Below are 21,903 nucleotides of genomic sequence, written 5' to 3'. Positions count from 1 at the left end.
TTACTTATAAATTAAGCTTTCGAAGTAGCCTGAAAGATAACTTAAGCTTTTGTACTTGACAGTTTTAGCTGTGGCTAATATCAACATTCCTAATAAGTAGTAATAGTGAGCTAACAAGCCGAATTCAGGGTGTTTTTTTCGAATCAAGAATGAATTTCGGATTGAGTATTTTATGGCATTCAAACTCCTTGAGTTGTCGTTTGCTGCGCGTGTTATCTTACACTTCGTAGTGGAAAGCAACTTATATCCTTTTCGTTTCATCCTTAACGAAAGGTCTACCTCTTCCCAATACATGAAAAAGTTCTCATCAAATAAACCAATTTGCTCAAGAGGCTGTCGTTTCAACATCATACATGACCCTGCAAGATAATCAGTTACCACGGAGTCTCTATCTGTATGCCTGTATTTAGAGGTAAAACCCACCAAATTTATATAATCGTACAATGAATGACCACATTGATCTAAAGCTCCACACATGACCCCGCCCACACCTTGTTCCATCAAAACTTGATGCATCTTTTCAAATGTAGTCGGCGACACTCTCACATCTGGGTTTAAAATAAGAACATCACCGTCCAGGCCATTATTTTTTAGATATTCGTATCCTGCATTATTACCACCAGCATACCCAAGGTTACTACCATTAACGACTAAGTGGGTTTCAAATATATTTTTATACTTATTATATAGTCCTCTGATAGCAGGTTCATCCGAAGTGGCATTATGAATAAGGATTACCCTAAAATCAGCAAAGTGAGATTTAGCGATAGAAATTAATAATCCAGCCACATCATTAGCGCTATTCCAGTTTAAAATTAGCACGTTAAGCTTGATTGTCATCAGATTTTACCGTGGCGGGCTCTTAAAAAAGAGCCAACAAAGCTTCTTACGTTTTTTTTAATTCCAACTTTTAACGCGGCTCTCAATGTACGCTGACCGCCAAAACAGGGTATCGTGCGTTGAACTACCAGTTTTGCTAGAGCGCGCGCGTAAAAAGAACCTTTTCGTTCAAACTGGGTTGGCTGTACACCTTTTAGATCATCTAAATCATACGGCTTCATTGAAATAATATTTTTAGCTACCATTTCGCTTACAAGATCCCTACCTGTATTAGTTCTCGGTAAAATCAAACCCTCGCCATCACTTTCATCGAATAAAGGATAACCGTCTACATCAGAATGCCATACATCGGCACTCACTAAGTCCGCATTTTCGCCTATGCCATCTGCACAAATTTTACACCTTTGCTGAATCGTTGGGCCCAGTATATTTCCCCAGGAATCGCCGTAAGACATTTCTTTTTTTGTCTTATGAGTTTCGGCGATTGTTTTTCCTGGCCAGCCATTACCGCGAAAATCAAACTTTATAATATCATGCGGTTTTACATTTAGCTTCTGTAATACTTTATCAACACCTTCTCTTGATGGAGTACCTGCGCAAAAAAAACTCAGCAAATAGGGAATTGATGTTCCAATATCTGGCTTAAGTGCAATTAAATTCCTCAATGCTGTTACATCGCACGGCTTGCCAATGAAACAAAACTTTTTGTAAGGGTTTTGTTGAATTGTCTGAAGCAATTCTGCCAAGGGAGATGCTGGTGAATATCTCGAGCCAGCTCCGTCCAAAACCTCACTAGGAGAAAAACTAATAGTGACCTGATTCAGCAACGGTTCTTTTTTGCTAGCTTTTATATGAATTACGCCATCAACTAAGCCGGCTTCTAGTAGGTAGATCGCAGACTGACTCAGAATACCGCCCGATGAAGCCCTATATCGTATGTCATCGTTATTACTGTGGCCCAATGAGCTACTAGAATAATTCCCCCAAATAGTATGCTGGTTAAATCCGCTCAATTTTTTCGGCGCGTTTTGGTTCATACCTGGGCAAATATGCTTAAAGCTCTGCTCTTCTACCTTATCTAGAGTGCTATCAAGTACTGGCCTATTAAATGCGGACTCGTAATCAATTTTCACCTTTTCGCTAAAAAGCGATGCACATAGGCCACAACCAGTGCAGAGATTCTTTTCAATTACTCTGTTAATTGATCCCACGCAGAGCCTCCATCAACCTGTTTACATAGTTGTTTGTCAAGCTCGTTATATTAACAGTAGACTCGGCAACCTCAGCGACTATTGTGTCTCTATCGCGAAAGTCCGACATGACTAGATTAACAGCCTCTTCCAAACTTACCTCTTTAGCCTCTAATATTCTCTTGTAGCCAATCGTATTGTACAAGCCTTTAAATTTGCGACTGTATGCGTAGGGCGTTACGGCAACACCCGTAGAGAATGCCGCCACAGTTGCGTGCATCCTGCCTCCGGTGAAATAGTCTAATTTCCCAATATAATTTTTCGCATCAATTGGATTAGCGAATTTATCTGCAAGGATGCATTGTGGGTAGAGCTTTTTAATTTCCTGACATGCCAGGTAGTCATCTTCAATCTCATTCGATGGAACAGTAGCAATGACGTGAGAAACTAAATGTACTTTAACTCCCTTTTCCTGCAAAAACTTATCCATTAAAGCCTGTATAAAGTCCTTGTAGTCATGTTTTAAGCCAAACTGATTTGCTCTTGTGTAACCGCCATTTAGCAATAAGCCCGAAACATTTATGCCAACATGCACAAACCCATCCTCGTCCTTAAACTTATTTTTCACATCAAATGGCATCGAGAATGCCACATCTGTCGCTAATTCACATTCACCTAATTCAGTCGCCAGTTCATGGCTAATTTTATCACGCGCAAATGAGAACTTTGTTTTACGTATAATGTACTTAGTGATTAATTTAGCGAGAGAAGAGTCAAACGGTCCGATTGTCTGCGGAGATAGAATGCTAACTTTACCAAATTTCGCGCTAACAATTTTAGTGAAAACCTGAATGATGAAACGCTTGGGTCCATAGATATCAGAAAAACTATCACCAGCTCCTATATCCAATACCAAATCTAAGCTTTTAATAAAAGATATGAATTTAATTAACTTAATTGGATTTATTAGCAATTGCTTCACGCTAATTTCAACATGACTGAACTTATGCCCAATTTGCGACTCTACCTTTGAATGATTATCAGCAGCTGTGCACTCGCTATCCCCTATGGTAAAAAAGTCGCCTTCTAAACCTAGATTTTTCAACGCCCTCTTCACGAGGATCATATTACTTATTGAGAGAGCACCAACTCCCAAGTTTCCTGAAGAAACATTATGCCATAAAAAGCCTACTCTCAGTTTTTTCACTTATCTTTTCTCCAAAAACTCTTCAATATTTTGGTATTTGTCTTTCATCCACCATTTGGATGCTTCAATTTCTTCTTGCGTTGGTTCGTCAAAACGGTACTTTAGTACTTTAGCCGGAACCCCTCCGACAACAGCGTAAGGAGCAACATCTCTAGTTACAACAGCCCCAGCAGCTACTACAGCGCCCCTGCCAATACTAGAACACGAAGCTAAAATAGTAGCGTTGTGCCCAATCCAAACGTCATCGCCAATTTCAAATTGTGTTCTAGTAACCCTATCATTTTCTACATAACCTAACGCTGAGTTATAAAAGTAAGGGTGCAATGATACCTCCTCTAACGGATGGTTTGCATTCAAGAAGGTACATGTCCTGGAAAAAGAACAATAACGCCCGATTGTTGTGTGAGGAGGGATTCTTACTGGATCAAAACAACCGTAACTATACATCCCAACCTTGGTGCCATATAACTTAAAAAACAAATGTCTTAGAACTTTGCTTTCAAACTCATTGAACCTTAGCTTTTTTCCAAGTAAAAATAAGAGATGGTATATTTTTCTCACGTCTAGCGACCCATATATAACTGATAAAAACCATAAAATTAGAGCTTGCCATTGCATAAAAGATTGATTCTGTTGTAGGTAAGACATATAAAAATGCACTAATTAATCCCGCATCAGTTAACAAGACAATCAAATTCACCTGCGTTCTTCGCTTTTGAAGACCGGCTATTGTAAGGACCGCGCCCAGTATTGCGCAATTAAACCTAACAAAAACCAATAATAAACAAAGTTGCAATATATCGAAAACTTCAAAATAAAACCTGTCTATATTGGGGAACAGGTTTTGTATTTTCAGGTAGGTTCCAGAAAACACCATCAATATGCAAACCAAAGGAATAACGTTAGCAACAATTGTAAACTTTTTTAACAAAACCCTTACATTAGCAACGCTACCCCATAGCCTGGCGAGACTTGGATAAAATACGTTATTAAGTGCTGAAAAAAGCGTATTAAAAGCTTGGATTATCTTTTGACCGTACCCAAAAACTATAAAAGCAGGTGCGTCCAAAAATATTTTTGCCAAGTAAACCTGTATAAGGGGTTGGATGTTTAAGGCTACAGAATCCAATAAAAATTTGAAACAAGATCTGACTTCATTTAACACTTTAATTGCTGACACTCGCGTTGGCTTTAGCCTTAGATATAGAGGAATAAAAACTAAAAGCTTGTAAGCACCATAGAACAAGAAAAGCGTCTTTAACTCAGCCTTCTCTCCAACAAAATAGAATAATGTAAGAAACGGCAAAAAGTGTATAAAAATTGCGAACAGAAGTTCAGACCAGTACCGCCTTTCAAAACGAAGACTAAAAGAAAACGATTCTAACCAGTATGTAAAGACAGTATTCAAAAATAGAAACAGGAATAGCCATTCCAAATTTGTATACAAAGCTACTATTAAAATCACCAATAGGCTCAAAAAAAGAGCAACAAATCTTGCTGAGAAAGATTCTAATAACGCTGCGTTTTTTCTTTTGTTGGTAAAGTCGACAACTATTTTTGTGGCATAACCCAAATCAACAACATATGCGGAAAATGCAGCTAAAATCGACAAGAAAATATAAGTAGAAAAAACACTTGACTCGTAATAGTGACCAATTAGAAAAAATAACCCAAAATTGCTCAGAGTTTTTATACCTGTGCTTAAAGCACTTGGTAGAAGAGTATTAAACTTGACGGCAGCCACTGACAATACTCTATACCAATGAATCACAAATACGTGCACAAGCCTCGCCATCGCCATATGGATTGTGGGCAAAACTCATAGCTTTATACGCGACTTCGTCTACTAATAATGTTGATAGCTCAGTAACTATCTTTTCCACATCTGTACCAACAAGTTTCACAGTACCAGCTTCGACTGCTTCGGGACGCTCTGTAGTATCACGCATAACAAGAACTGGTTTTCCTAAACTTGGTGCTTCTTCCTGAATCCCGCCAGAATCCGTCAGCAACACACTGGCACGATTCATTGCATACACAAACGGCAGATAATCTAGCGGTTCTATTAAAAAGACATTGTTTAAACCACTAAGCAGGCGGCTAACCGGTTCACGCACATTCGGGTTTAAGTGCATTGGATAAACGAACTCAACCTCAGGAAATTTCACTGCTAATTGCGCTATTGCCTGACAAATTCGCTCAAAACCGCCACCAAAGCTTTCGCGACGGTGACCTGTGATCAACACTAAGCGTTTATCTGCGTCAAGGAAGCTAAACTTTTCCTGCATTTGGCTTTTCAATTTTTCTTCAGTATTTAGCTTTTCAATTACCTCAAATAGTGCATCAATCACCGTATTGCCAGTTACGATGATTTTGTCTTCGGAAATATTTTCAGCAAGCAAGTTTTGTTTCGAAGTTTCAGTTGGCGCAAAGTGCAAATTAGTTAACGCTCCCGTAAGCTTACGGTTACCTTCTTCAGGCCATGGCGAGTATATATTGCCTGTGCGAAGCCCTGCTTCAACGTGTCCGATTTTTATTTGCTGGTAGTATGCTGCTAACGTGGTCGAAAGCGTCGTTGCAGTATCGCCGTGGACTAACACATAATCTGGTTCAAATTCCGCTAGTACCGTCTTTAGACCTTGCAAAATCCCACAAGTCACATCCGTCAAATCTTGACCTGGTTTCATCAGGTCTAGATCGTATTCTGGCGTGATCTCGAAAAGTTCCAATACTTGGTCGAGCATTTCACGATGTTGTGCGGTGACACACACCTTCGCATTAAAGCGTTCATCAGCAGCTAAGGCATGGACCAGTGGAGCCATTTTTATAGCTTCAGGACGGGTACCGAATACGGTTAGAATTTTTTTTCTCACAGTCACTCTCCTTATAGTAAATCATTTAGTGAAATTTCGGTAAATTGGAGAGCTTTAGCATCTTTTTCGGAGAGTTTTGGTTCAGATGAAATAGGCCATTCAATTGCTAAGGTTTCATCATTCCATTTAATTGAAATTTCAGAGCTTGGATTATAGTAATCCGTGCATTTATACGTAAACTCAGCCTCTTCACTAGTTACACAAAAACCATGAGCAAAACCCTCTGGCACCCAAAGTTGACGCTTATTTTCTGCTGAGAGATAAACACCAACCCACTTTCCAAATGTCGGTGAATTTTTTCGTATATCGACAGCAACATCGAATACTTCGCCAGATACAACGCGGACTAACTTTCCTTGTGTATTTTCAGTTTGATAGTGTAACCCGCGCAAAATGCCTTTCTTCGATTTAGAATGGTTGTCTTGTACAAACTGGGTCGGTTTACCCGTTACCAAATCTTCAAATCGCTTTTGATTCCAGGTTTCCATAAAGAACCCGCGTTCGTCACCAAACACTGTTGGCTCGATGATTTTTAAATCTGGAATTTCTGTATCTATAACGTTCATTCTTAACTCGTATACTGTTTTAAGTTCTTGAGTGCTAACTGCCAATCACTAGGTTCAATTCCAAATTCACTTTGGATTTTATTGTTGTTTAGTTTGGAGTTTGCTGGGCGTTTAGCTAGTGTTGGGTAATCAGATGTTGAAATAGGGTTTACTGACATATTTTTATTCAGTAAAGCCTGTTCATTCGCTTCATCAAAGATGTATTTAGCAAATTGATACCATGAAACATGCGGTAATCCTGAGTAGTGGTAAACACCAAACCCATTATGATTTTTTTGAGTAATCGAAAACGAAATTTCAATTAACGCTCTTGCAATATCCCCCGCATGGGTCGGGCCACCAAATTGGTCTGCAACAATACCTAAAGAGTCACGGGTTTGGGCTAAACGAAGCATGGATTTGACAAAGTTGCCACCATGTTCGCTGAATACCCAGGCCGTTCTTAGAATAACGTGGCGCTTACAGGCATTAGCCACAGCGATTTCACCTGCCAGTTTGCTTTTTCCGTAAACACCTTGCGGACCAGTTTCGTCACTTTCTATGTATTCGCCATCTTTGTCCCCGGCAAATACATAGTCCGTCGAGATATGAAGGATAGCGGCGCCTGTTTTTTCAGCGGCTTTTGCCAAGCTCTCAGGCCCATCTCGATTTATAGCATATGATAGCTCAACTTCATCTTCGGCGCGGTCGACTGCAGTATGCGCAGCGGCATTTATAATCACATCTGGTTGAAAAGAATGTACAATATCAGCCACGGCACTTGAGTCCGTGATGTCAAGCTCTTCCCGATCCAGTGCGATGAAGTCTACTCCGTCTACGGTACTCAGTTGATCAACTAAACAACGCCCTACCTGACCCAAGCTGCCCGTTACCAATATTTTGATCACTTGGCACGTTCCTCAGTGATTAGACGAGTCAGGTATTGTCCATATTCATTTTTCAACATCGGCTTAGCGAGTGTTTCAATTTCATCGTTAGATAGCCAACCGTTTCGCCAGGCGATTTCTTCCAAACAGGCAACTTTCAAGCCCTGCACATTCTCTATAGTCTGAACGAAGGAAGAAGCTTCATGTAGGCTCTCGTGCGTACCCGTGTCTAACCAAGCAAAGCCACGGCCTAGTAGCTCAACGTTCAAAGATCCGTTGTTGAGGTACATTTCATTGAGGGTTGTAATTTCGAGCTCGCCTCGGTCTGAAGGTCTCACTTCTTTTGCTAAATCGACAACGCGGTTGTCATAGAAATAGAGGCCTGTCACTGCATAGTTTGATTTTGGCTGGGCGGGTTTTTCTTCAATCGAAATGGCTCGCATTTCATCATCAAATTCGACAACACCAAAGCGCTCTGGATCTTTTACTTGGTAACCAAATACAGTCGCTCTGCCAATTGAAGCAAGCTCTCGTGCATTTTTTAGCTGTTTACCAAAAGACTGTCCGTAGAAGATGTTATCACCTAATACCAGACACACACTGTCACTACCAATAAAGTCTTCACCAATAATAAAGGCTTGAGCAAGACCATCAGGGTTTGGCTGAACGGCATATTCCAATGAAATACCAAAGTCGCTGCCATCGCCTAATAGACGCTTAAAGCTCTCGTTGTCTTCAGGTGTGGTGATAATGAGGATCTCACGAATACCCGCCAGCATCAAAGTCGCTAACGGGTAGTAAATCATTGGCTTGTCATAGACTGGAAGAAGCTGCTTTGAGACGCCACGGGTAATTGGGTAGAGGCGTGTGCCAGAGCCGCCTGCGAGGATGATACCTTTCATTATTTCGAGATCCTAGGTATTGAGGTCCTAGATCCTAGGAAGAGCCTAGAGCATAAGACCATAGAAAATTAAACTTAAAATTGGAGATGATTAATTAGAGCCGAGGCGTTCGCGGGAGTATGAGCCGTCGAGGACTCGAGACCACCATGCTTGGTTGTTTAGGTACCATTCCACGGTTTTACGAATGCCTGACTCAAACGTTTCTTCTGGTTTCCAACCTAACTCTCGTTCAATTTTTGAGGCATCTATTGCGTAACGAACATCGTGACCAGGGCGGTCTTTAACGTAGGTAATCAAATCTTGGTATTTTTCGATGCCTTTAGGCTTATTCGGTCGTAGCTCTTCTAGCAGCTCACAGATGGTTTTTACCACTTCAATATTGGCTTTCTCGTTGTGACCACCGATATTGTAGGTTTCTCCAATGACGCCTTCGGTAACGACTTTATAAAGCGCACGCGCGTGGTCTTCTACAAACAGCCAATCACGAATTTGCATGCCATCACCATACACTGGCAAGGCCTTGCCATCTAATGCGTTTAAGATCATCAAAGGGATGAGTTTCTCTGGGAAATGGTATGGGCCATAGTTGTTTGAACAGTTAGTTACAACCGTTGGCAAACCGTAAGTGCGCAACCACGCGCGAACCAGATGATCGCTCGATGCTTTTGATGCTGAATAAGGGCTTGATGGCTCGTAGGATGTTTCTTCGGTGAAGAGATCTGTTGTTCCTTCAAGGTCACCATAGACTTCATCTGTAGAAATATGATGGAAGCGGAAAGTGGCCTTTTTATCACCTTCAAGAGAGTTCCAATATTGGCGGGCAGCTTCTAAAAGGGTATAGGTACCAATGATGTTAGTTTCGATAAAAGCAGCAGGGCCATCAATGGAGCGGTCAACATGAGATTCTGCCGCTAAGTGCATGACAGCGTCTGGTTCGTAGGTCGCAAATACATCATCCATCGCACCACGGTTGCAAATATCCGCTTCTACAAACGTGTAGCGTTTATTAGCTTCAACATCTTTAAGTGATTCCAAATTACCAGCGTAGGTAAGCTTATCAACGTTGATTATACTGTTTTCGGTGTTTTTAATAATATGGCGTACAACTGCAGATCCAATAAAACCTGCTCCACCGGTGATTAAAATTTTCACTATGGACTCTCTTTTTCTTAAATCAAAAATTAGAGTGCTCAGCTTTTAAGCAAAGTACTTTTAAATAATGTAAGACAGAAGCTTATAGAAACGAAACAAAAGACCAAGGCGCTTTTCTTACCTTAGTATTCTTTTTTTAACTTGGGTATTTCCTTATATTTTTCTATTCTGCTAACAGGCTCTGCATGTTGGTTTAATTCTAATCTTTTTTGAATGTGTGCCTTAATAAAACCATGCCAATACCTAAAATTCCGCCCAGCAATGTCACCAACACACAAATCAACGCGCGTTTTGGTTCGGATTTTAGTTCTGGCACTACAGCAGGATCAACGACTTTAAATACAAACTCATCTTGTACTTCGGCAAGCATCAGACTTTTTGTTTGTTCTTCAATCAGTTTATAAAAGGTGCTTTGCATATCCGCAATGGCTGTTTTTTCTAGCTGCTTATCTAAATATGTGAGGTTTTTCTTTGTTTCTTCTATCGAGCGCTCACGCATGACTTGGTTAATATCTTCAATAATCCAAGTCAGCCATTGCTGCGCTAAATAAGGCGAATAATGCTTTACAGAAACGGTAACAAAACCTGTTTTGGTATCTTCATTAACTGAAAGCACTTCTTTGATGAACTGCTCATAAATTTCTTGAAGGGTAGGCTCTGGGCCACGCAGCCCTTCTGCTTCTCTTAACCATTGCCCAGTTTCAACATTATAGAGTTCTTCATCATACACCAAGGTGTTTGAAGCTAGGTTCCAGTCTTTACTTGCCATTAGCGGTACTAACAGTCCATGCTTGTTGACAAAATCTTCGACAAATACGCGCGATGTCATCACCTTAATGGCCATACCCGTTTGCGAGGTTTCACCACCTCCCAGATTTACTCCGGCCAAAGCTGCCAACCCACCAAACTGCGCTGCCATTTTGGAAAGGCCACTACCGCTGCTTTCAGCCGGGGCTAGTAACGCCTCCGATTTGTAGATATTTGGTAGGCTTAATGCATAAAGTACGCCTGCAACAGCGAACAGGAACGTGGTTGCGATGATGATCCACTTGCCTTTCCAGAGAGCGGCGAAGAGTTCACGGAGGTCGATTTCGTCCGAGGCAGGAGCCGGAGGTTGAAATTGGGCGTCGGTTTGGTACTTCACCGAAAGTTGATTATTTTCCATGTTTTTTTTTAGGTCCTAGGATCCTAGGTCCTAGGTCCTAGGAAAAGAGCTAGGAGCTAAGAACAGGATCGTTAAATCGGTATTATGTTTTAGTGCCCTAGGTCCTAGGAAAAGAGTTAGGAGCAGGACAAGAATCAGATTATTAGTTCGTGAGTATTTGCTTTCAGGATCTAGGACCTAGGACCTAGGACCCTTATCGCTTTCGTATTCCGGAGAGGATTCGCGTACCGAACCTTTTCTTCGTTTGATTAGCGCGCCGAGCATAGCTGATATTTCTTTGGCTTCTTTTATTAGGGCTAAGCCAATTTGTTTATCTATAAAGCCTGCTTCTATACCAATGTAGATTTGGGTGATCGCTTCGCCAGCAGAGCCTTTCGCAATATATAAAAACCTTGCAGACTCATTTGCGGTTTCGCGCTCTTCCCCTTCGGCGATGTTCGACGCAATGGATAGTGCACTTCTGGTCAGTTGGTCTTTAAACCCAAAGTTCTTGCAACTATCCATCTGTTTATAGACATCACAAGACAATCGACAACTACGCTTCCAAACGTCTAACTTTTCGAAATCCAGTTGGCGCATATGTATCCCCTCATTGGGTAGATAGAGGTCCTAGGGTCCTAGGGTCCTAGGGTCCTAGAAAAAGCAGAGCACTTGCCTTGGCACTTTCCTAGTACCTTTCTTTCCCTAGGATCTGGGCTCTATCTTTTTCCTAGGACCTAGGATCCTTGCTCTCCACCTAGGCCCTCACTCTTACTTGAGCGCATTCACCGCTACACCTGTCTGGTAAAGGATCTGCGTTGCGGCAGTCCATACGCTGAGTGCATCGCGGTAGTCGGTGTCAAGTGGGACGATGATGGTGTCGCCTGCTTTTAGCGCTTCGCTTTTGTTTCCAAACCAGTAACCGCTGTTTGGTTTGAAGACTGAGCCGTCTGCACGTACCACGAAGATACGGTCTTCATCCGCTTGTTTTTTCATGCCGCCGGCTTTGTTGATGTAATCGTCGACATCCAGTTTGTTGTCGCGCAGGTATGTGATTGCCACTTGTACTTCACCCATCACAGAGACTGTATTGCGGTAGGTTGGTACAAATAGGAAGTCGCCATCTTCCAACATAAAGTCTGCTGCGCGGTTACCTTCAATCACTTCATCAAGCTCAACGACCATGCGGCCAAGGGCTTTGCTTTTGCTCGCCTCTTCTACAAACGCCAGCGTCTTGTCTGGGTTAGTGATCATCGAGCTCATGTTGCTGTCGCGGTGGAATGTCTTTTTCGCGGTTTCTTTGCGAATTTCTGCGGCGTAATCTTCCAGCAATTTTTGCTCTTGGAGGCGCAGTGCTTCACGGGTGAAGATGGCCCCTTGCGGGTTGGCAAATTCGGTTAAGCCACCAGCACGCTGAATAATATCTTGCAGCGTGTCGCCTTTGCTGACCGCGTAGGTACCAGGGAAGCGCACTTCACCTTTTAGTACCACGGTGTTTTGCTCTTTCACGCCAGGCTGTTCCAGTACGTTCAGGCGATCACGCGGTGCAATGGTTAAGTTTTCATTCGCGTCGCCTAAAATGGCATTGCCTAAGTTCAGCTGTGAAATCTGAACACTTGCGCGCTGGCTTTCACTGTTTACTACAGTGCGCGCCAGTTCTGCATTAAGCACATAGGCTTCAGCAGTCAGGCCGCCTGCCGCTGTAACCAAATCTTTGACGGTGTTTTTGTCGGAGATTGGGTAGCGGCCTGGGTTTTTCACTTCACCTACCACTTCTGCAATCAGCGCTGGCGCACCATATACCGATTGCTGTTGTAGTTTTAGCAATACAGGGGCAAGAAGCGTTGTTCGTGTGGTCAAACGCATTTTGTCAAACTGCGCCTGTGTAATTTCTTTGCCTTGATGGATAAGCTTAAATGCCTTGGCATTGAATTTTTCAGAACCGTCTAACGCTTGATTTTCTAATTTCTGTTCTTCTGAAGCTTGCGCCTTGGCTTGTTCCAGCGTTTTTGCCGTTTCCTGTTTCTCGCTTAAATCGTTCAGGGCTCTGCCATCAAAACGGTTGAACACTAACACACGGTCGCGGGAATTCAGTTTGAGATTGTCTTGGCTTGCCGGGTTCAAAATCGCATTTGCCAAGCTAAATTGGAGCACTCGAATATCGCGTTGTGGGTTAATTTCCCTTACCACCAATGCATAGTTGAGGTCAGCAGACGCGTTAAAGGCAGAATCAATCGAAGTAAACAGGTCGCTGATGCGCATGTTTTTCTTCCATTGGGTGTAGCTCGGCTGAAGTACATCACCTTCCAGTTGTACAAAGTGCTTCAGCTCGTTGCTGCGCTTGGCGATTTCGATGTTATCGCCATTTTTGATTTGAACGGATAGGCCTGAGCGGTCAGTTAAGTCCAGCGTCAGCACATCGCGCATACCTCCAGCGGCTGGTCGCTTCACTACCACAAATTCACCCAGTGCATTTGCGGTCAGGCCACCGGCCATTTGCAACATGTCGGCATACGTTTCGCCGCGCTTCACTTCATACACTGCAGGGCGGTTGATTTCACCATTAATGGTTACGGTGTTTTTAACTGGGCCGATAAACACGGTATCACCCGGTTGCAGGCGCACATCGTTGCGTGAATCGCCTTTCAGCAGTAGGTCATACATATCCAAGGTGCGGATAAGTTTGCCGTTACGTTTCAGTTGCACATTACGCAGTGCACCAGAATCGCTAAAGCCGCCGCTGTAATAAATTGCCTGAGAAATGGTGGTCAGGGCGCTGACTGAATAAGCACCTGGCTTGTAGGCATCACCCATCACGAAGATTTGCATACTGCGCATTTCACCCATGGAAATGTCGCTGCGCACACCAATCATTTGTTCGTTAACACGTTTGGTTAGCGATTCACGCACCTCACTAAAGCTCATGCCTGCCACTTGCACGGGGCCAAGTGACGGGAAGTTCACCACACCTTCACGGTTTACACGCAGACGGTGGGTATTGTTTTCTTTACCGAACAGTTGAATAACGATTTCATCACCCGGGCCGACTTGGTAGTCAGAAGGCACCGGCACATCGCTCATTGGCGCAAACGTGGTTGGTGAACCTGCGAACAGGGAAAGGCCAAATCTTTCCAGGTTAGTTTCACTCTGTGCTGCGCTTTTTTGTTTGGATTGTGTTTTTTGGCCAGAAGCAGGACGAGGGGCGACCACTTGTGTGGTTTCAAAGGTTTGCGCTGCCTGACCGCCCGTTGGAAGGCTGATGCCGTATTGTTTTGCCAGTGCTTGCTGTTGATCAGCCGGCAGGCTTTTGAACATTTCCAGTTGCGCGGCGGTCGGGGCTTGCGCAGCTACCGTGATTGGCAGCAAAGATAAAACCAAGACTGCACCCACGCAGGCCAGTTTATTGAGTCGAAAAGTCATGAATTAAAGCTCGTTACATCAATGTAAGAATTCGAAAGAAGGTTTAGAAGCGGTATTGGAAGCCCAGGTTTAATGCGCTTACACCCAAGTTGTCACTGATTGGGGCATTCACAAATTCCAATGTCACGGCCGTTTCACTGCTCAGTGCATAGTGCGCACCCAAACCAAAACTGAAACCGCTATCAGAGACTGAGCCTGTTCCGTGGTGGTCAATGTCTGCCGCCACATAACCTGCCAAAGCGTACATGGCGATTTGGTTGGTGACCGGAATGTTTCCTTTCACATAACCTGAAGCCAGACTGTTTACTGCAATACCGCCGGTGCGTTTTAGTGAGGTACCAAAACGACCCTCTAACGCTAGGTAATCATTAAAGAAGTACCCCGCCTGAGCTTGCAGCAAGATTGGGCTGGCCTCGGTCAAAGTGTCGTTTGGTGCCGTGGCGTATTCGACATTGCTGAAACCTGCCATAGCACCGGCATAAACGTCAGCTGCCGCTTGGGGGGCTGTCAGGGTTGCAACCAGCAAAGAGGCCACTGCAACAGGGTTTGTCAATCGCTTCACCATACTTTCCTCAAACGCGACGAGTAACATAAGCACTGATTTCAAAGCTATCTGAGACGACTAGACATCAGCGTTTTCGTCTAAAAATGAATAATATAATTGACGCAAATTAAGTCTTGCATCATGAAAAAATTGGCTTCTTTAAGTCGCCGCCAGATACGCTACCGCCCTTGGGTGTCGGCCCCAATCCACGCGATAATTCTTGATTCGTTCGTTTCTTCTGTTTTTCGCTAACGTAACTACAAACGTGTTAGCTTGGTGTCTGCACAAATAACTAGGCTGCCATTAAGCTTTTCGCTTAAAAATCACTCAGCACTTAAATGTTAAAAAATCGTATCACTTAAGACACAATCGGATTAACAGTGAGGCAGTTATTTTTTATTTAACTGTCTCGAATTTGAGCATTAACAAGTAAAGTGATGTTTTTTTGAAAAAATGCCATTTTCAACGCTGTTAAATCCCCAGAAAGTTGCGACGCAAATAACACCAATCAGCCTAATGACGAAACACTTATTTACATTTTCAGGATTAGTGATCGGCATATACCGTTAATTGCCCCACGTTCATCACGACACCACTGGTTAATAATTCCACTTCACCTTCACGGCAAATTGTTAAGCGCACTTCGGGTTTTGGCTCGTTAACGTAGTACTCACACCCTGCAGTACTGGCGCCGATTATCTGGCTATAAACAACCACTTGTGATGATGTAAAACTGTTGTAAAGAAAGACTAAATGCTGGTTAGACGGAGAAACACGAACTTTTTCTACCACGCCGTTACTCCACACAATGGCGCCATTCGCTTGAATGGATGAGCGAGGACCTGAGCAGCCTGAGGTCAATAAAAGAAAAACAAATAGCGGAAAGAAAACTAAATACTTCATGGCGACACCGAAACAGCCAATTTAATTGGCACAGAGTGTACTTTTTTGAAACTACAGACTCAATAGAGATACACATGACTTTTCAATGAACTTTGAAATGCTTCATTGCCCAAAGAATTAGTAATTGACATTTTTTATATGTTTACTTAATTCCCAATACTGTTTAGCATTTTAAGAGCCTGTATGATTTATGAAACAGGTGATTCATAAGAGATATGGAGTTTTTCATGAAAAAATCAGCAATTGCAGCTCTGGCAGCAATGATGATGGCAGCACCAGCAATGGCTGTTGAAGAAACTGCAGCAACTACTGGCGGTTCAGCGGGCGGTGCAGGTGCATCAGCTGCTGCTGTTGGTGGTGTAACCGCAACGACTGTTGCTGTTGGTGTTGCGGTGGCAGCAGCGGTTGTTGTGGCGGTTGACGCATCAGACAACGACACTGCGACTACCACTTCAACTTCTGTTACCACTCAAGGTTAATCAGTAAGTTGCGTAAAAAAAACCGAACAGTGCAAGCTGTTCGGTTTTCTTCATATTTATACCCTTAGAATTTACGCCGCATCGCTCGTTTGGGCTTATTGGCGACTCAGTTGTAGTACTATGAAAAATTGTAATTACGGTGTAAAAGCCATTGCGCTAATAGGTGCAGCCATTGCCCTTTCTGGCTGCAGTCAAAGATTTCAGGATGTGCAAGACACGATGTCGCTCGCATTATTCGGACATGACGATGTGGTGATTTCGGCAGATAAAGTCAATGACCTTCCTTATGCCAGCCTGTATGCCAAAACGGAAAAAAGTGGTCAGGCATTTATGGTGTTGGGTTATGCCAACCCAAGCATGTCGAACCTTGCCGAACCTACCCAGGGTTTTCAGTTGAAATGGCTTTCTGCCAACAATGAAATGCTGGTGACCGAATACGGTCGCATTGTGAAAACGGTGAACCTTCACGGCGGTAACCTTTCGGCCAGCTATTCACACCAAGCCGATCCTTTGGCATTGGGTTTACTGAAAAGTGCCACCCCACAAGTGTGGAAGCGAAAAGTGGATTGGCAACCGGGCAACCATGTCGGCTACACACTGGAATCGCGCTTTCAGCTTCAAGGCGAGCACACCCTGCTGATTAATGAAAAGCCGGTTTCGACGCTGCACTTTATTGAGTATGTGCGCGCTCCTCAGCTTGATATCTCCTTTGAAAACGAATTTTGGTTAAAGCCTGATTCCGGCAAGGTGGTTGCCAGCATTCAAACCCCTGCCCCTGGCATGCCAAGCATTGAGCTTACGCTGCTGAAGCCCTTTTCAGGAGGCAAGTAAAAGATGAAAGCTTACTTTTCTTCGATCCGTTGGTGCATTGTGTTGGCGTTGCTTGCTGTTTCTACCGTCGCTCACACCGCAGAACAAACTCTGTTGACGGTAAAAACCGCAGCGGATGACAAACGTGTTTATCACGTCACGTTTGATGGCGCGCCCCGCGTTTCACAAGTGGTGTCGCAAGGCGCTACCGTGGTTCGGGCGAACGCGAATCATATTCTTGCCCACAATACCGATACCATTTTCTGGCAAGGCGCGGGGTTGTTTGATAAAGCTAATTCCGCTGATCTCAACACGCTGAAAGCCCGCATTGAAAATCAATTAGATACGCTCAAAGGGAAGTGGAAGGACGATGCAGAAAAACTTGGTGCTGTTTCTACCCTTTCTAACTTCCTTACATCATCGACATTTGCTTCCCGAATTTCAGTGACGCTGGATGAAGATTTTTATCTTGCGGGTAGCAAGGTGAACCCTTTGGTTCGTGGCGATCTCATGCTGCTCCTTCCTCGCCGGCCAAACAATGTTTGGATAATCGGCGCAGTGACCAAAACCACTGACGCTGATTTTTCGCCTGTTTATATAGCGCATGATTATCTCGGAACTGCTGACACCTTAAATACCTTTGGGATCAGTGAAGTTTTTGTGGTTCAGCCAAATGGCGAGCTTGAAACCCACCCAGTGGCCTATTGGAATGAAGTGCCAAAGAATGTGGCACCGGGCGCTGTGATTTTTGTGCCTTTCCAGGGTTTACCCTCTGAGTTTTCTTCTCTTAACCGCGATATTCCGCGTCTTCTTCAACATCGGGTTATGTAGTCATGCGTTGTACCTTATTTAAGTTATCCACTCTTTCTCTGGCACTGATGCATGCTCTGCCTGCGACCGCAAACGATTTGGATTTCACGCCGTTCACCCCTACCCAAAGCGACTTTGGTGGTGTGGGCTTAATGCAAATGCCCACAGGCCGTGTGGCGCCGGAAGGTGAGTTTTCGCTCGGCGTGACCATGAATGACGATTACCGTCATTACCACAGTTCATTGCAGTTGATGCCTTGGCTTGAAGCGACGATTCGTTACACCCAAGTGCCTGACCTTCTCTATAGTGGTGATGATAGTTTCAGTGGTGACACCTACTACACCGACAAAGGCATTGATGTGAAAGTGCGCCTTTGGGAAGAAAGCTATTGGCTGCCGGAAACTTCAATTGGCCTCCGTGACCTTGGCGGTACCGGTTTGTTTGATGGCGAGTACATTGCTGCCAGCAAACACATAGGACCGTTTGATTTTACCGCAGGTATTGGCTGGGGTTATATCGGTAACCGCGCCAACCTGAAAGGTGACACATCACTCGGCGATGATTGCGGGCGTGATACCTCTTACAAAGGCAAAGGCGGCAGCTTTGACTATGCCCGATGGTTTACCGGTTGTATGTCTGTGTTTGGCGGCGTGGAATATCAGACCCCATGGGAGCCACTGAGCCTGAAGCTGGAATATGACGCGAACGACTACAAGAGTGACTTTATCGTTACCCGCTCCGACAAAGAGATGCCACAAGACTCTCCGTTTAACGTGGGTGCGGTTTACCGTTTCGGCAACTGGGGGGATATCCGCGCCAGCTATGAACGCGGGAATACCTGGACGGTGGGTTTTACTCTAAAAACCAATTTCAACACGCTGGCGCAAAACTGGATAGATACCCCAACGCCTGCATACAATGGTGCGCAGGGCAAATCCGTTGAAGACATTGATTGGGATCGCGTCGCGGCTGATCTGGAAACCATTGCAGGTTATGGCGACACCAAAGTGTATGCAGATGATGAAAGCATCACGGTAGTGGGTAGCCAATCTAAATACCGCAACCGCGATTTCGCCCATGAAAAAGCGGCGATGATTTTGACCAATACTGGCTCGAAAGCGTCGACTTATCATTTGGTAGAGCAACAAGCCAACCAAACCACCATTCAGACTGACATTGATGCGTCTGCCTACCGAAAAGTGGCTAATCAGGAATATGTTGGCGCAAGCGTGACGGAAACGACGACGCGCGTTAACCCTGAGTCTGCACGTGGCATGTTGCAAACTGATACCAGCAAACCTTGGTCAGTGAGTGTTAACCCAAGTCTTCAGCAATCGATCGGCGGCTCGGAAGATTTCTACCTGTTCAATATTGGCGTGACTGCCGGCGCGAGCTATTGGCTGACCGATAATATTGAATTTGGCGGCGGGGTTTACGTTAACCTTTACGACAACTACGACAAGTTTAAATATGACGTACCACCTGATGGTACAGACTTGAAACGCGTTCGTACGCTGGTTCGTCAGTACATTTCTGATAACACTGTTCGTGTGAGTAATCTTCAGTTAACGGCTTTTGATAAGTTTGGTGACAGTTTCTACGTTCAGGCATACGGCGGTTACCTGGAGACCATGTTTGCGGGTGTGGGTGGCGAAGTCTTGTATCGCCCTCTTAACAGCAACTGGGCTTTTGGCCTGGATATGAACTATGTGGCCCAGCGCGACCCGAATTCTGAGTTCGGCATTTTCACAGAAGAAGTACATTACGACCCAATTACAGGTCGTTACTACCGGGTACAAACTGGCACACCAACCGGTCATTTCACTACTTATTATCGCCCTGAGTGGAGCTGGTTTGATGATTTGCTGATTAAAGCAAGTGTCGGTCAGTACCTGGCGGAAGATAAAGGTGTGACGCTGGATGTTTCCAAGCAGTTTGATAGCGGCGTAATTGCAGGTGCTTACCTCGCGAAAACTAACCTGTCAGCGGAAGAGTTTGGTGAAGGTAGCTTTAACAAAGGCTTCTACATTTCGATTCCTTTCGACATCTTTACCGTCAAACCAAGTGCCAGCCGTGCACTGATTGGCTGGACACCACTTTCCCGCGATGGTGGTCAAATGCTGGGCAGGAAGTACAGCCTTTACAGCATGACGGATGCGCGTTACCCGAATTCGGAGTTTACGAATAGGTAATCGCACGAAGTGCGAAGGGACGAGGAAGAGCAGGTCCTAGATCCTAGGAAGAGCTGAGGGCCTAGGAGCCTAGGAGCCTAGGAGCCTAGGAGCCTAGGAGCCTAGGAGCCTAGGAGCCTAGGAGCCTAGGAGCCTAGAAAGAGCTTAAGAGCGGAAGGTTGCTGGGTATAGGGTTAAGGGGATTACGGATTACGGATTACGGATTACGGATTACGGATTACGGATTACGGATTACGGATTACGGATTACGGATTACGGATTACGGATTACGGATTACGGATTACGGATTACGGATTACGGATTACGGATTACGGATTACGGATTACGATTTTTCCGGGGCCTCAGAGATATTCAAGCTTTTTCCTGTATTCAGTATTCCTCGCTCTTTCCGTACTCCCGCTCTTTCGCTCTTTCGCTCTTTCGCTCTACCCTAGGATCCTAGGACCTCGCTCTTACCCTAGGACCTTTTTTATCCCCTAGGCCATGTCTTTCGCCATCACCACCCTCTCCGCCAAACCTCGCCGCTCAACCTCCGCCGCCAGTGCCTCTTGCGCTTTTTCATCACCATGAACAATTCTGATTTCTTTGGGTTTGGTGGGAATGCCTTCGATAAACTGCAGCAGCTCATTTTTGTCTGCATGGGCGGAGTAGCCAGACATGGTGTGAATGTGGGCACTAACATCGATTGGTTTATTGTCGATTTCAACCTGTTGCTCTCCGCGTTGGAGTTTGCGCCCAAGTGTCCCCCTGGCTTGATAGCCAGCTAATATCACATCGGTTCTGGCATCTGGCAGCAGTGCTTTTAGGTAATTCAAAATACGACCGCCATTACACATGCCACTGGCAGCAACGACGATCGCGGGCTCTCCCGTTTGCTTTAGTCTATTTACCAAAGCTTGATGATCACTGTGCGAATCGATAGTTATACACTGTTCAAATGCGAGTGGATGTCTGCCAACTTCTAATCTTGTTTTTGCTTCCTCACTCCAAAGGGCTTTGAATTCACGATACCTTTCAGTCACTTTGGCTGCCATTGGGGAATCCAGTATCACCGGGATTTTCGACCATTCCCGTCTTTCCGATTCATTCAATTGTGTAGCGAGGATGGCTTCAATATCAAAAAGGAGTTCTTGTGTTCTCCCCACGCTGAATGCAGGAATAAGTATTACGCCACCGTCTAACAGTGAACGGTCAATTAAAGCTTTGAGTCTCTGCGCTCTGTGTTCTATTGACTCGTGTACCCCGTCACCATAGGTACTTTCGATCACCAGCACATCTACTCTTTCAGGTGGCGTTGGATCTGGGAGTAGAGGTGTGTTGTTAGGGCCGAGATCTCCCGAAAAGACAATCACCTCTTTGCTGGGGAGTTTTACTTCAACAAAGGCAGAACCAAGGATATGACCCGCTGGCTGAAAGCGGATATCTGCCACACAATCAGGCCGATGATAAACACTTCGCCAAACTCCGTAATGCACAGGAACAGTGAGTGACTCGATAAGTTTAAGAATACGCTGTCTGTCCTTTCGCTTAAGCCCCAGTTGAAGGCGAAGCGCATCGTCCAACATCATGGGAACCAGCTTTGCGGTGGCCAGAGTGCAGTAAATAGGGGATTTAAAACCGGCTGCGAGTAGCCAAGGCAGACGACCGATATGGTCTATATGGGCGTGGGTAAGGATCAAGGCATCGATATCATGCACATCAAACTCGATATCAAGTGGCCGCGTTTCGTCGCCTTGAAACAAACCACAATCAATGAGGAGCTTTCCTATCTCTGTGGTGAGTTGATGGCAAGAGCCTGTTACGCCAGTTTTGGCGCCGTGGTGGATGATGTGCATGGTTTATCTCTGCAATGAGCGGATTTAAATCAGTTTGCGCCATCCTGGGTTCGAGTAAAACGGCGGTATTTCGCTTCGGGGAGGAGTCGGTAGATTCGATTGAAATAAAGAGGCAGTTTCAAAAGAGGTTCGAGCAGATAGGAATATTCGATGGGTACATTGATAAAGCG

Annotated in this window: 20 protein-coding genes; 4 read left to right on the top strand and 16 right to left on the bottom strand. The window is 44.5% G+C overall.

Annotated features, from left to right (window positions below):
- The 15 genes from K6Q96_RS04555 to K6Q96_RS04485 all read right to left on the bottom strand — a co-directional run bounded on the left by K6Q96_RS04555 (nt 1) and on the right by K6Q96_RS04485 (nt 15,607).
- The gene (locus K6Q96_RS04555) at nt 1-840 is read right to left on the bottom strand and encodes a glycosyltransferase family 2 protein (RefSeq protein ID WP_251878151.1); all 840 of its coding nucleotides are present in this window, start codon (nt 838-840) and stop codon (nt 1-3) included.
- Entirely contained in the window at nt 840-2,051 is a 1,212-nt protein-coding gene (locus tag K6Q96_RS04550) for a Coenzyme F420 hydrogenase/dehydrogenase, beta subunit C-terminal domain (protein ID WP_251878149.1), read from the bottom strand. The genes K6Q96_RS04555 and K6Q96_RS04550 overlap by 1 nt, the downstream gene beginning before the upstream one ends.
- Nucleotides 2,038-3,237, bottom strand: coding sequence for a polysaccharide pyruvyl transferase family protein (locus K6Q96_RS04545; protein WP_251878147.1), 1,200 nt, complete (start codon nt 3,235-3,237; stop codon nt 2,038-2,040). The genes K6Q96_RS04550 and K6Q96_RS04545 overlap by 14 nt, the downstream gene beginning before the upstream one ends.
- On the bottom strand, nt 3,238-3,561 hold the full coding sequence (locus K6Q96_RS24900) for a DapH/DapD/GlmU-related protein (protein WP_289623565.1): 324 nt from the start codon (nt 3,559-3,561) through the stop codon (nt 3,238-3,240).
- A gap of 181 nt (nt 3,562-3,742) precedes the next feature.
- Nucleotides 3,743-4,981, bottom strand: coding sequence for a polysaccharide biosynthesis protein (locus tag K6Q96_RS04535; protein ID WP_251878145.1), 1,239 nt, complete (start codon nt 4,979-4,981; stop codon nt 3,743-3,745).
- Between the two features lie 10 nt (nt 4,982-4,991).
- Nucleotides 4,992-6,059: a non-hydrolyzing UDP-N-acetylglucosamine 2-epimerase gene (wecB, locus tag K6Q96_RS04530; RefSeq protein WP_251879593.1), complete on the bottom strand. Its 1,068-nt coding sequence runs from the start codon at nt 6,057-6,059 to the stop codon at nt 4,992-4,994.
- A gap of 62 nt (nt 6,060-6,121) precedes the next feature.
- A complete protein-coding gene (gene rfbC, locus K6Q96_RS04525; RefSeq protein WP_251878143.1) occupies nt 6,122-6,676 on the bottom strand; it encodes a dTDP-4-dehydrorhamnose 3,5-epimerase in 555 nt (184 codons plus the stop codon).
- 2 nt (nt 6,677-6,678) lie between these two features.
- On the bottom strand, nt 6,679-7,563 hold the full coding sequence (rfbD, locus tag K6Q96_RS04520) for a dTDP-4-dehydrorhamnose reductase (RefSeq protein WP_251878142.1): 885 nt from the start codon (nt 7,561-7,563) through the stop codon (nt 6,679-6,681).
- The gene (rfbA, locus tag K6Q96_RS04515) at nt 7,560-8,444 is read right to left on the bottom strand and encodes a glucose-1-phosphate thymidylyltransferase RfbA (RefSeq protein WP_251878140.1); all 885 of its coding nucleotides are present in this window, start codon (nt 8,442-8,444) and stop codon (nt 7,560-7,562) included. Before rfbA ends, rfbD begins: the two co-directional genes overlap by 4 nt.
- A 90-nt stretch (nt 8,445-8,534) precedes the next feature.
- Nucleotides 8,535-9,596, bottom strand: coding sequence for a dTDP-glucose 4,6-dehydratase (gene rfbB, locus K6Q96_RS04510; protein WP_251878138.1), 1,062 nt, complete (start codon nt 9,594-9,596; stop codon nt 8,535-8,537).
- Nucleotides 9,597-9,795: 199 nt separating this feature from the next.
- Entirely contained in the window at nt 9,796-10,761 is a 966-nt protein-coding gene (locus tag K6Q96_RS04505; protein ID WP_251878136.1) for a Wzz/FepE/Etk N-terminal domain-containing protein, read from the bottom strand.
- Nucleotides 10,762-10,938: 177 nt separating this feature from the next.
- Complete coding sequence (locus tag K6Q96_RS04500) at nt 10,939-11,340, bottom strand: four helix bundle protein (protein WP_251878135.1); 402 nt, start codon at nt 11,338-11,340, stop codon at nt 10,939-10,941.
- Between the two features lie 171 nt (nt 11,341-11,511).
- On the bottom strand, nt 11,512-14,160 hold the full coding sequence (locus K6Q96_RS04495) for an SLBB domain-containing protein (RefSeq protein ID WP_251878133.1): 2,649 nt from the start codon (nt 14,158-14,160) through the stop codon (nt 11,512-11,514).
- A gap of 43 nt (nt 14,161-14,203) precedes the next feature.
- Nucleotides 14,204-14,725 (bottom strand): porin family protein, encoded by a 522-nt coding sequence (locus K6Q96_RS04490; RefSeq protein ID WP_251878131.1) that lies wholly within the window; start codon nt 14,723-14,725, stop codon nt 14,204-14,206.
- A gap of 525 nt (nt 14,726-15,250) precedes the next feature.
- On the bottom strand, nt 15,251-15,607 hold the full coding sequence (locus tag K6Q96_RS04485; protein ID WP_251878130.1) for a hypothetical protein: 357 nt from the start codon (nt 15,605-15,607) through the stop codon (nt 15,251-15,253).
- A gap of 227 nt (nt 15,608-15,834) precedes the next feature.
- Here K6Q96_RS04485 and K6Q96_RS04480 point away from each other — a divergent pair, with 227 nt between their 5' ends.
- From K6Q96_RS04480 to K6Q96_RS04465, 4 genes are all read left to right on the top strand, one after another.
- Nucleotides 15,835-16,086 (top strand): hypothetical protein, encoded by a 252-nt coding sequence (locus K6Q96_RS04480; RefSeq protein WP_251878128.1) that lies wholly within the window; start codon nt 15,835-15,837, stop codon nt 16,084-16,086.
- 120 nt (nt 16,087-16,206) lie between these two features.
- On the top strand, nt 16,207-16,917 hold the full coding sequence (locus tag K6Q96_RS04475; RefSeq protein WP_251878126.1) for a YjbF family lipoprotein: 711 nt from the start codon (nt 16,207-16,209) through the stop codon (nt 16,915-16,917).
- Between the two features lie 3 nt (nt 16,918-16,920).
- Nucleotides 16,921-17,727 carry a capsule biosynthesis GfcC family protein gene (locus K6Q96_RS04470; RefSeq protein ID WP_251878125.1) on the top strand — a complete coding sequence of 269 codons (807 nt, stop codon included), beginning with the start codon at nt 16,921-16,923 and terminating at the stop codon, nt 17,725-17,727.
- A gap of 2 nt (nt 17,728-17,729) precedes the next feature.
- Entirely contained in the window at nt 17,730-19,898 is a 2,169-nt protein-coding gene (locus K6Q96_RS04465) for a YjbH domain-containing protein (protein WP_251878123.1), read from the top strand.
- Between the two features lie 476 nt (nt 19,899-20,374).
- Here K6Q96_RS04465 and K6Q96_RS04460 read toward each other — a convergent pair whose 3' ends face one another.
- Complete coding sequence (locus K6Q96_RS04460; RefSeq protein ID WP_251878121.1) at nt 20,375-21,733, bottom strand: MBL fold metallo-hydrolase RNA specificity domain-containing protein; 1,359 nt, start codon at nt 21,731-21,733, stop codon at nt 20,375-20,377.
- Nucleotides 21,734-21,903: the final 170 nt, after the last annotated feature.

Origin of the sequence: Grimontia kaedaensis (assembly GCF_023746615.1) — a bacterium.
Taxonomy (GTDB): Bacteria; Pseudomonadota; Gammaproteobacteria; order Enterobacterales; family Vibrionaceae; genus Enterovibrio; species Enterovibrio kaedaensis.
This window is presented reverse-complemented; position numbering and strand designations above follow the sequence as displayed.

Bases quoted from the DNA above. Each gene is read 5' to 3' on its own strand.
- K6Q96_RS04555 (WP_251878151.1), bottom strand. From the start codon at position 840: ATGACAATCAAGCTTAACGTGCTAATTTTAAACTGGAATAGCGCTAAT.
- wecB (WP_251879593.1), bottom strand. From the start codon at position 6,059: ATGGCTCCACTGGTCCATGCCTTAGCTGCTGATGAACGCTTTAATGCG.
- rfbC (WP_251878143.1), bottom strand. From the start codon at position 6,676: ATGAACGTTATAGATACAGAAATTCCAGATTTAAAAATCATCGAGCCA.
- rfbA (WP_251878140.1), bottom strand. From the start codon at position 8,444: ATGAAAGGTATCATCCTCGCAGGCGGCTCTGGCACACGCCTCTACCCA.
- K6Q96_RS04505 (WP_251878136.1), bottom strand. From the start codon at position 10,761: ATGGAAAATAATCAACTTTCGGTGAAGTACCAAACCGACGCCCAATTT.
- K6Q96_RS04500 (WP_251878135.1), bottom strand. From the start codon at position 11,340: ATGCGCCAACTGGATTTCGAAAAGTTAGACGTTTGGAAGCGTAGTTGT.
- K6Q96_RS04495 (WP_251878133.1), bottom strand. From the start codon at position 14,160: ATGACTTTTCGACTCAATAAACTGGCCTGCGTGGGTGCAGTCTTGGTT.
- K6Q96_RS04490 (WP_251878131.1), bottom strand. From the start codon at position 14,725: ATGGTGAAGCGATTGACAAACCCTGTTGCAGTGGCCTCTTTGCTGGTT.
- K6Q96_RS04485 (WP_251878130.1), bottom strand. From the start codon at position 15,607: ATGAAGTATTTAGTTTTCTTTCCGCTATTTGTTTTTCTTTTATTGACC.
- K6Q96_RS04480 (WP_251878128.1), top strand. From the start codon at position 15,835: ATGAAAAAATCAGCAATTGCAGCTCTGGCAGCAATGATGATGGCAGCA.
- K6Q96_RS04475 (WP_251878126.1), top strand. From the start codon at position 16,207: ATGAAAAATTGTAATTACGGTGTAAAAGCCATTGCGCTAATAGGTGCA.
- K6Q96_RS04470 (WP_251878125.1), top strand. From the start codon at position 16,921: ATGAAAGCTTACTTTTCTTCGATCCGTTGGTGCATTGTGTTGGCGTTG.
- K6Q96_RS04465 (WP_251878123.1), top strand. From the start codon at position 17,730: ATGCGTTGTACCTTATTTAAGTTATCCACTCTTTCTCTGGCACTGATG.
- K6Q96_RS04460 (WP_251878121.1), bottom strand. From the start codon at position 21,733: ATGCACATCATCCACCACGGCGCCAAAACTGGCGTAACAGGCTCTTGC.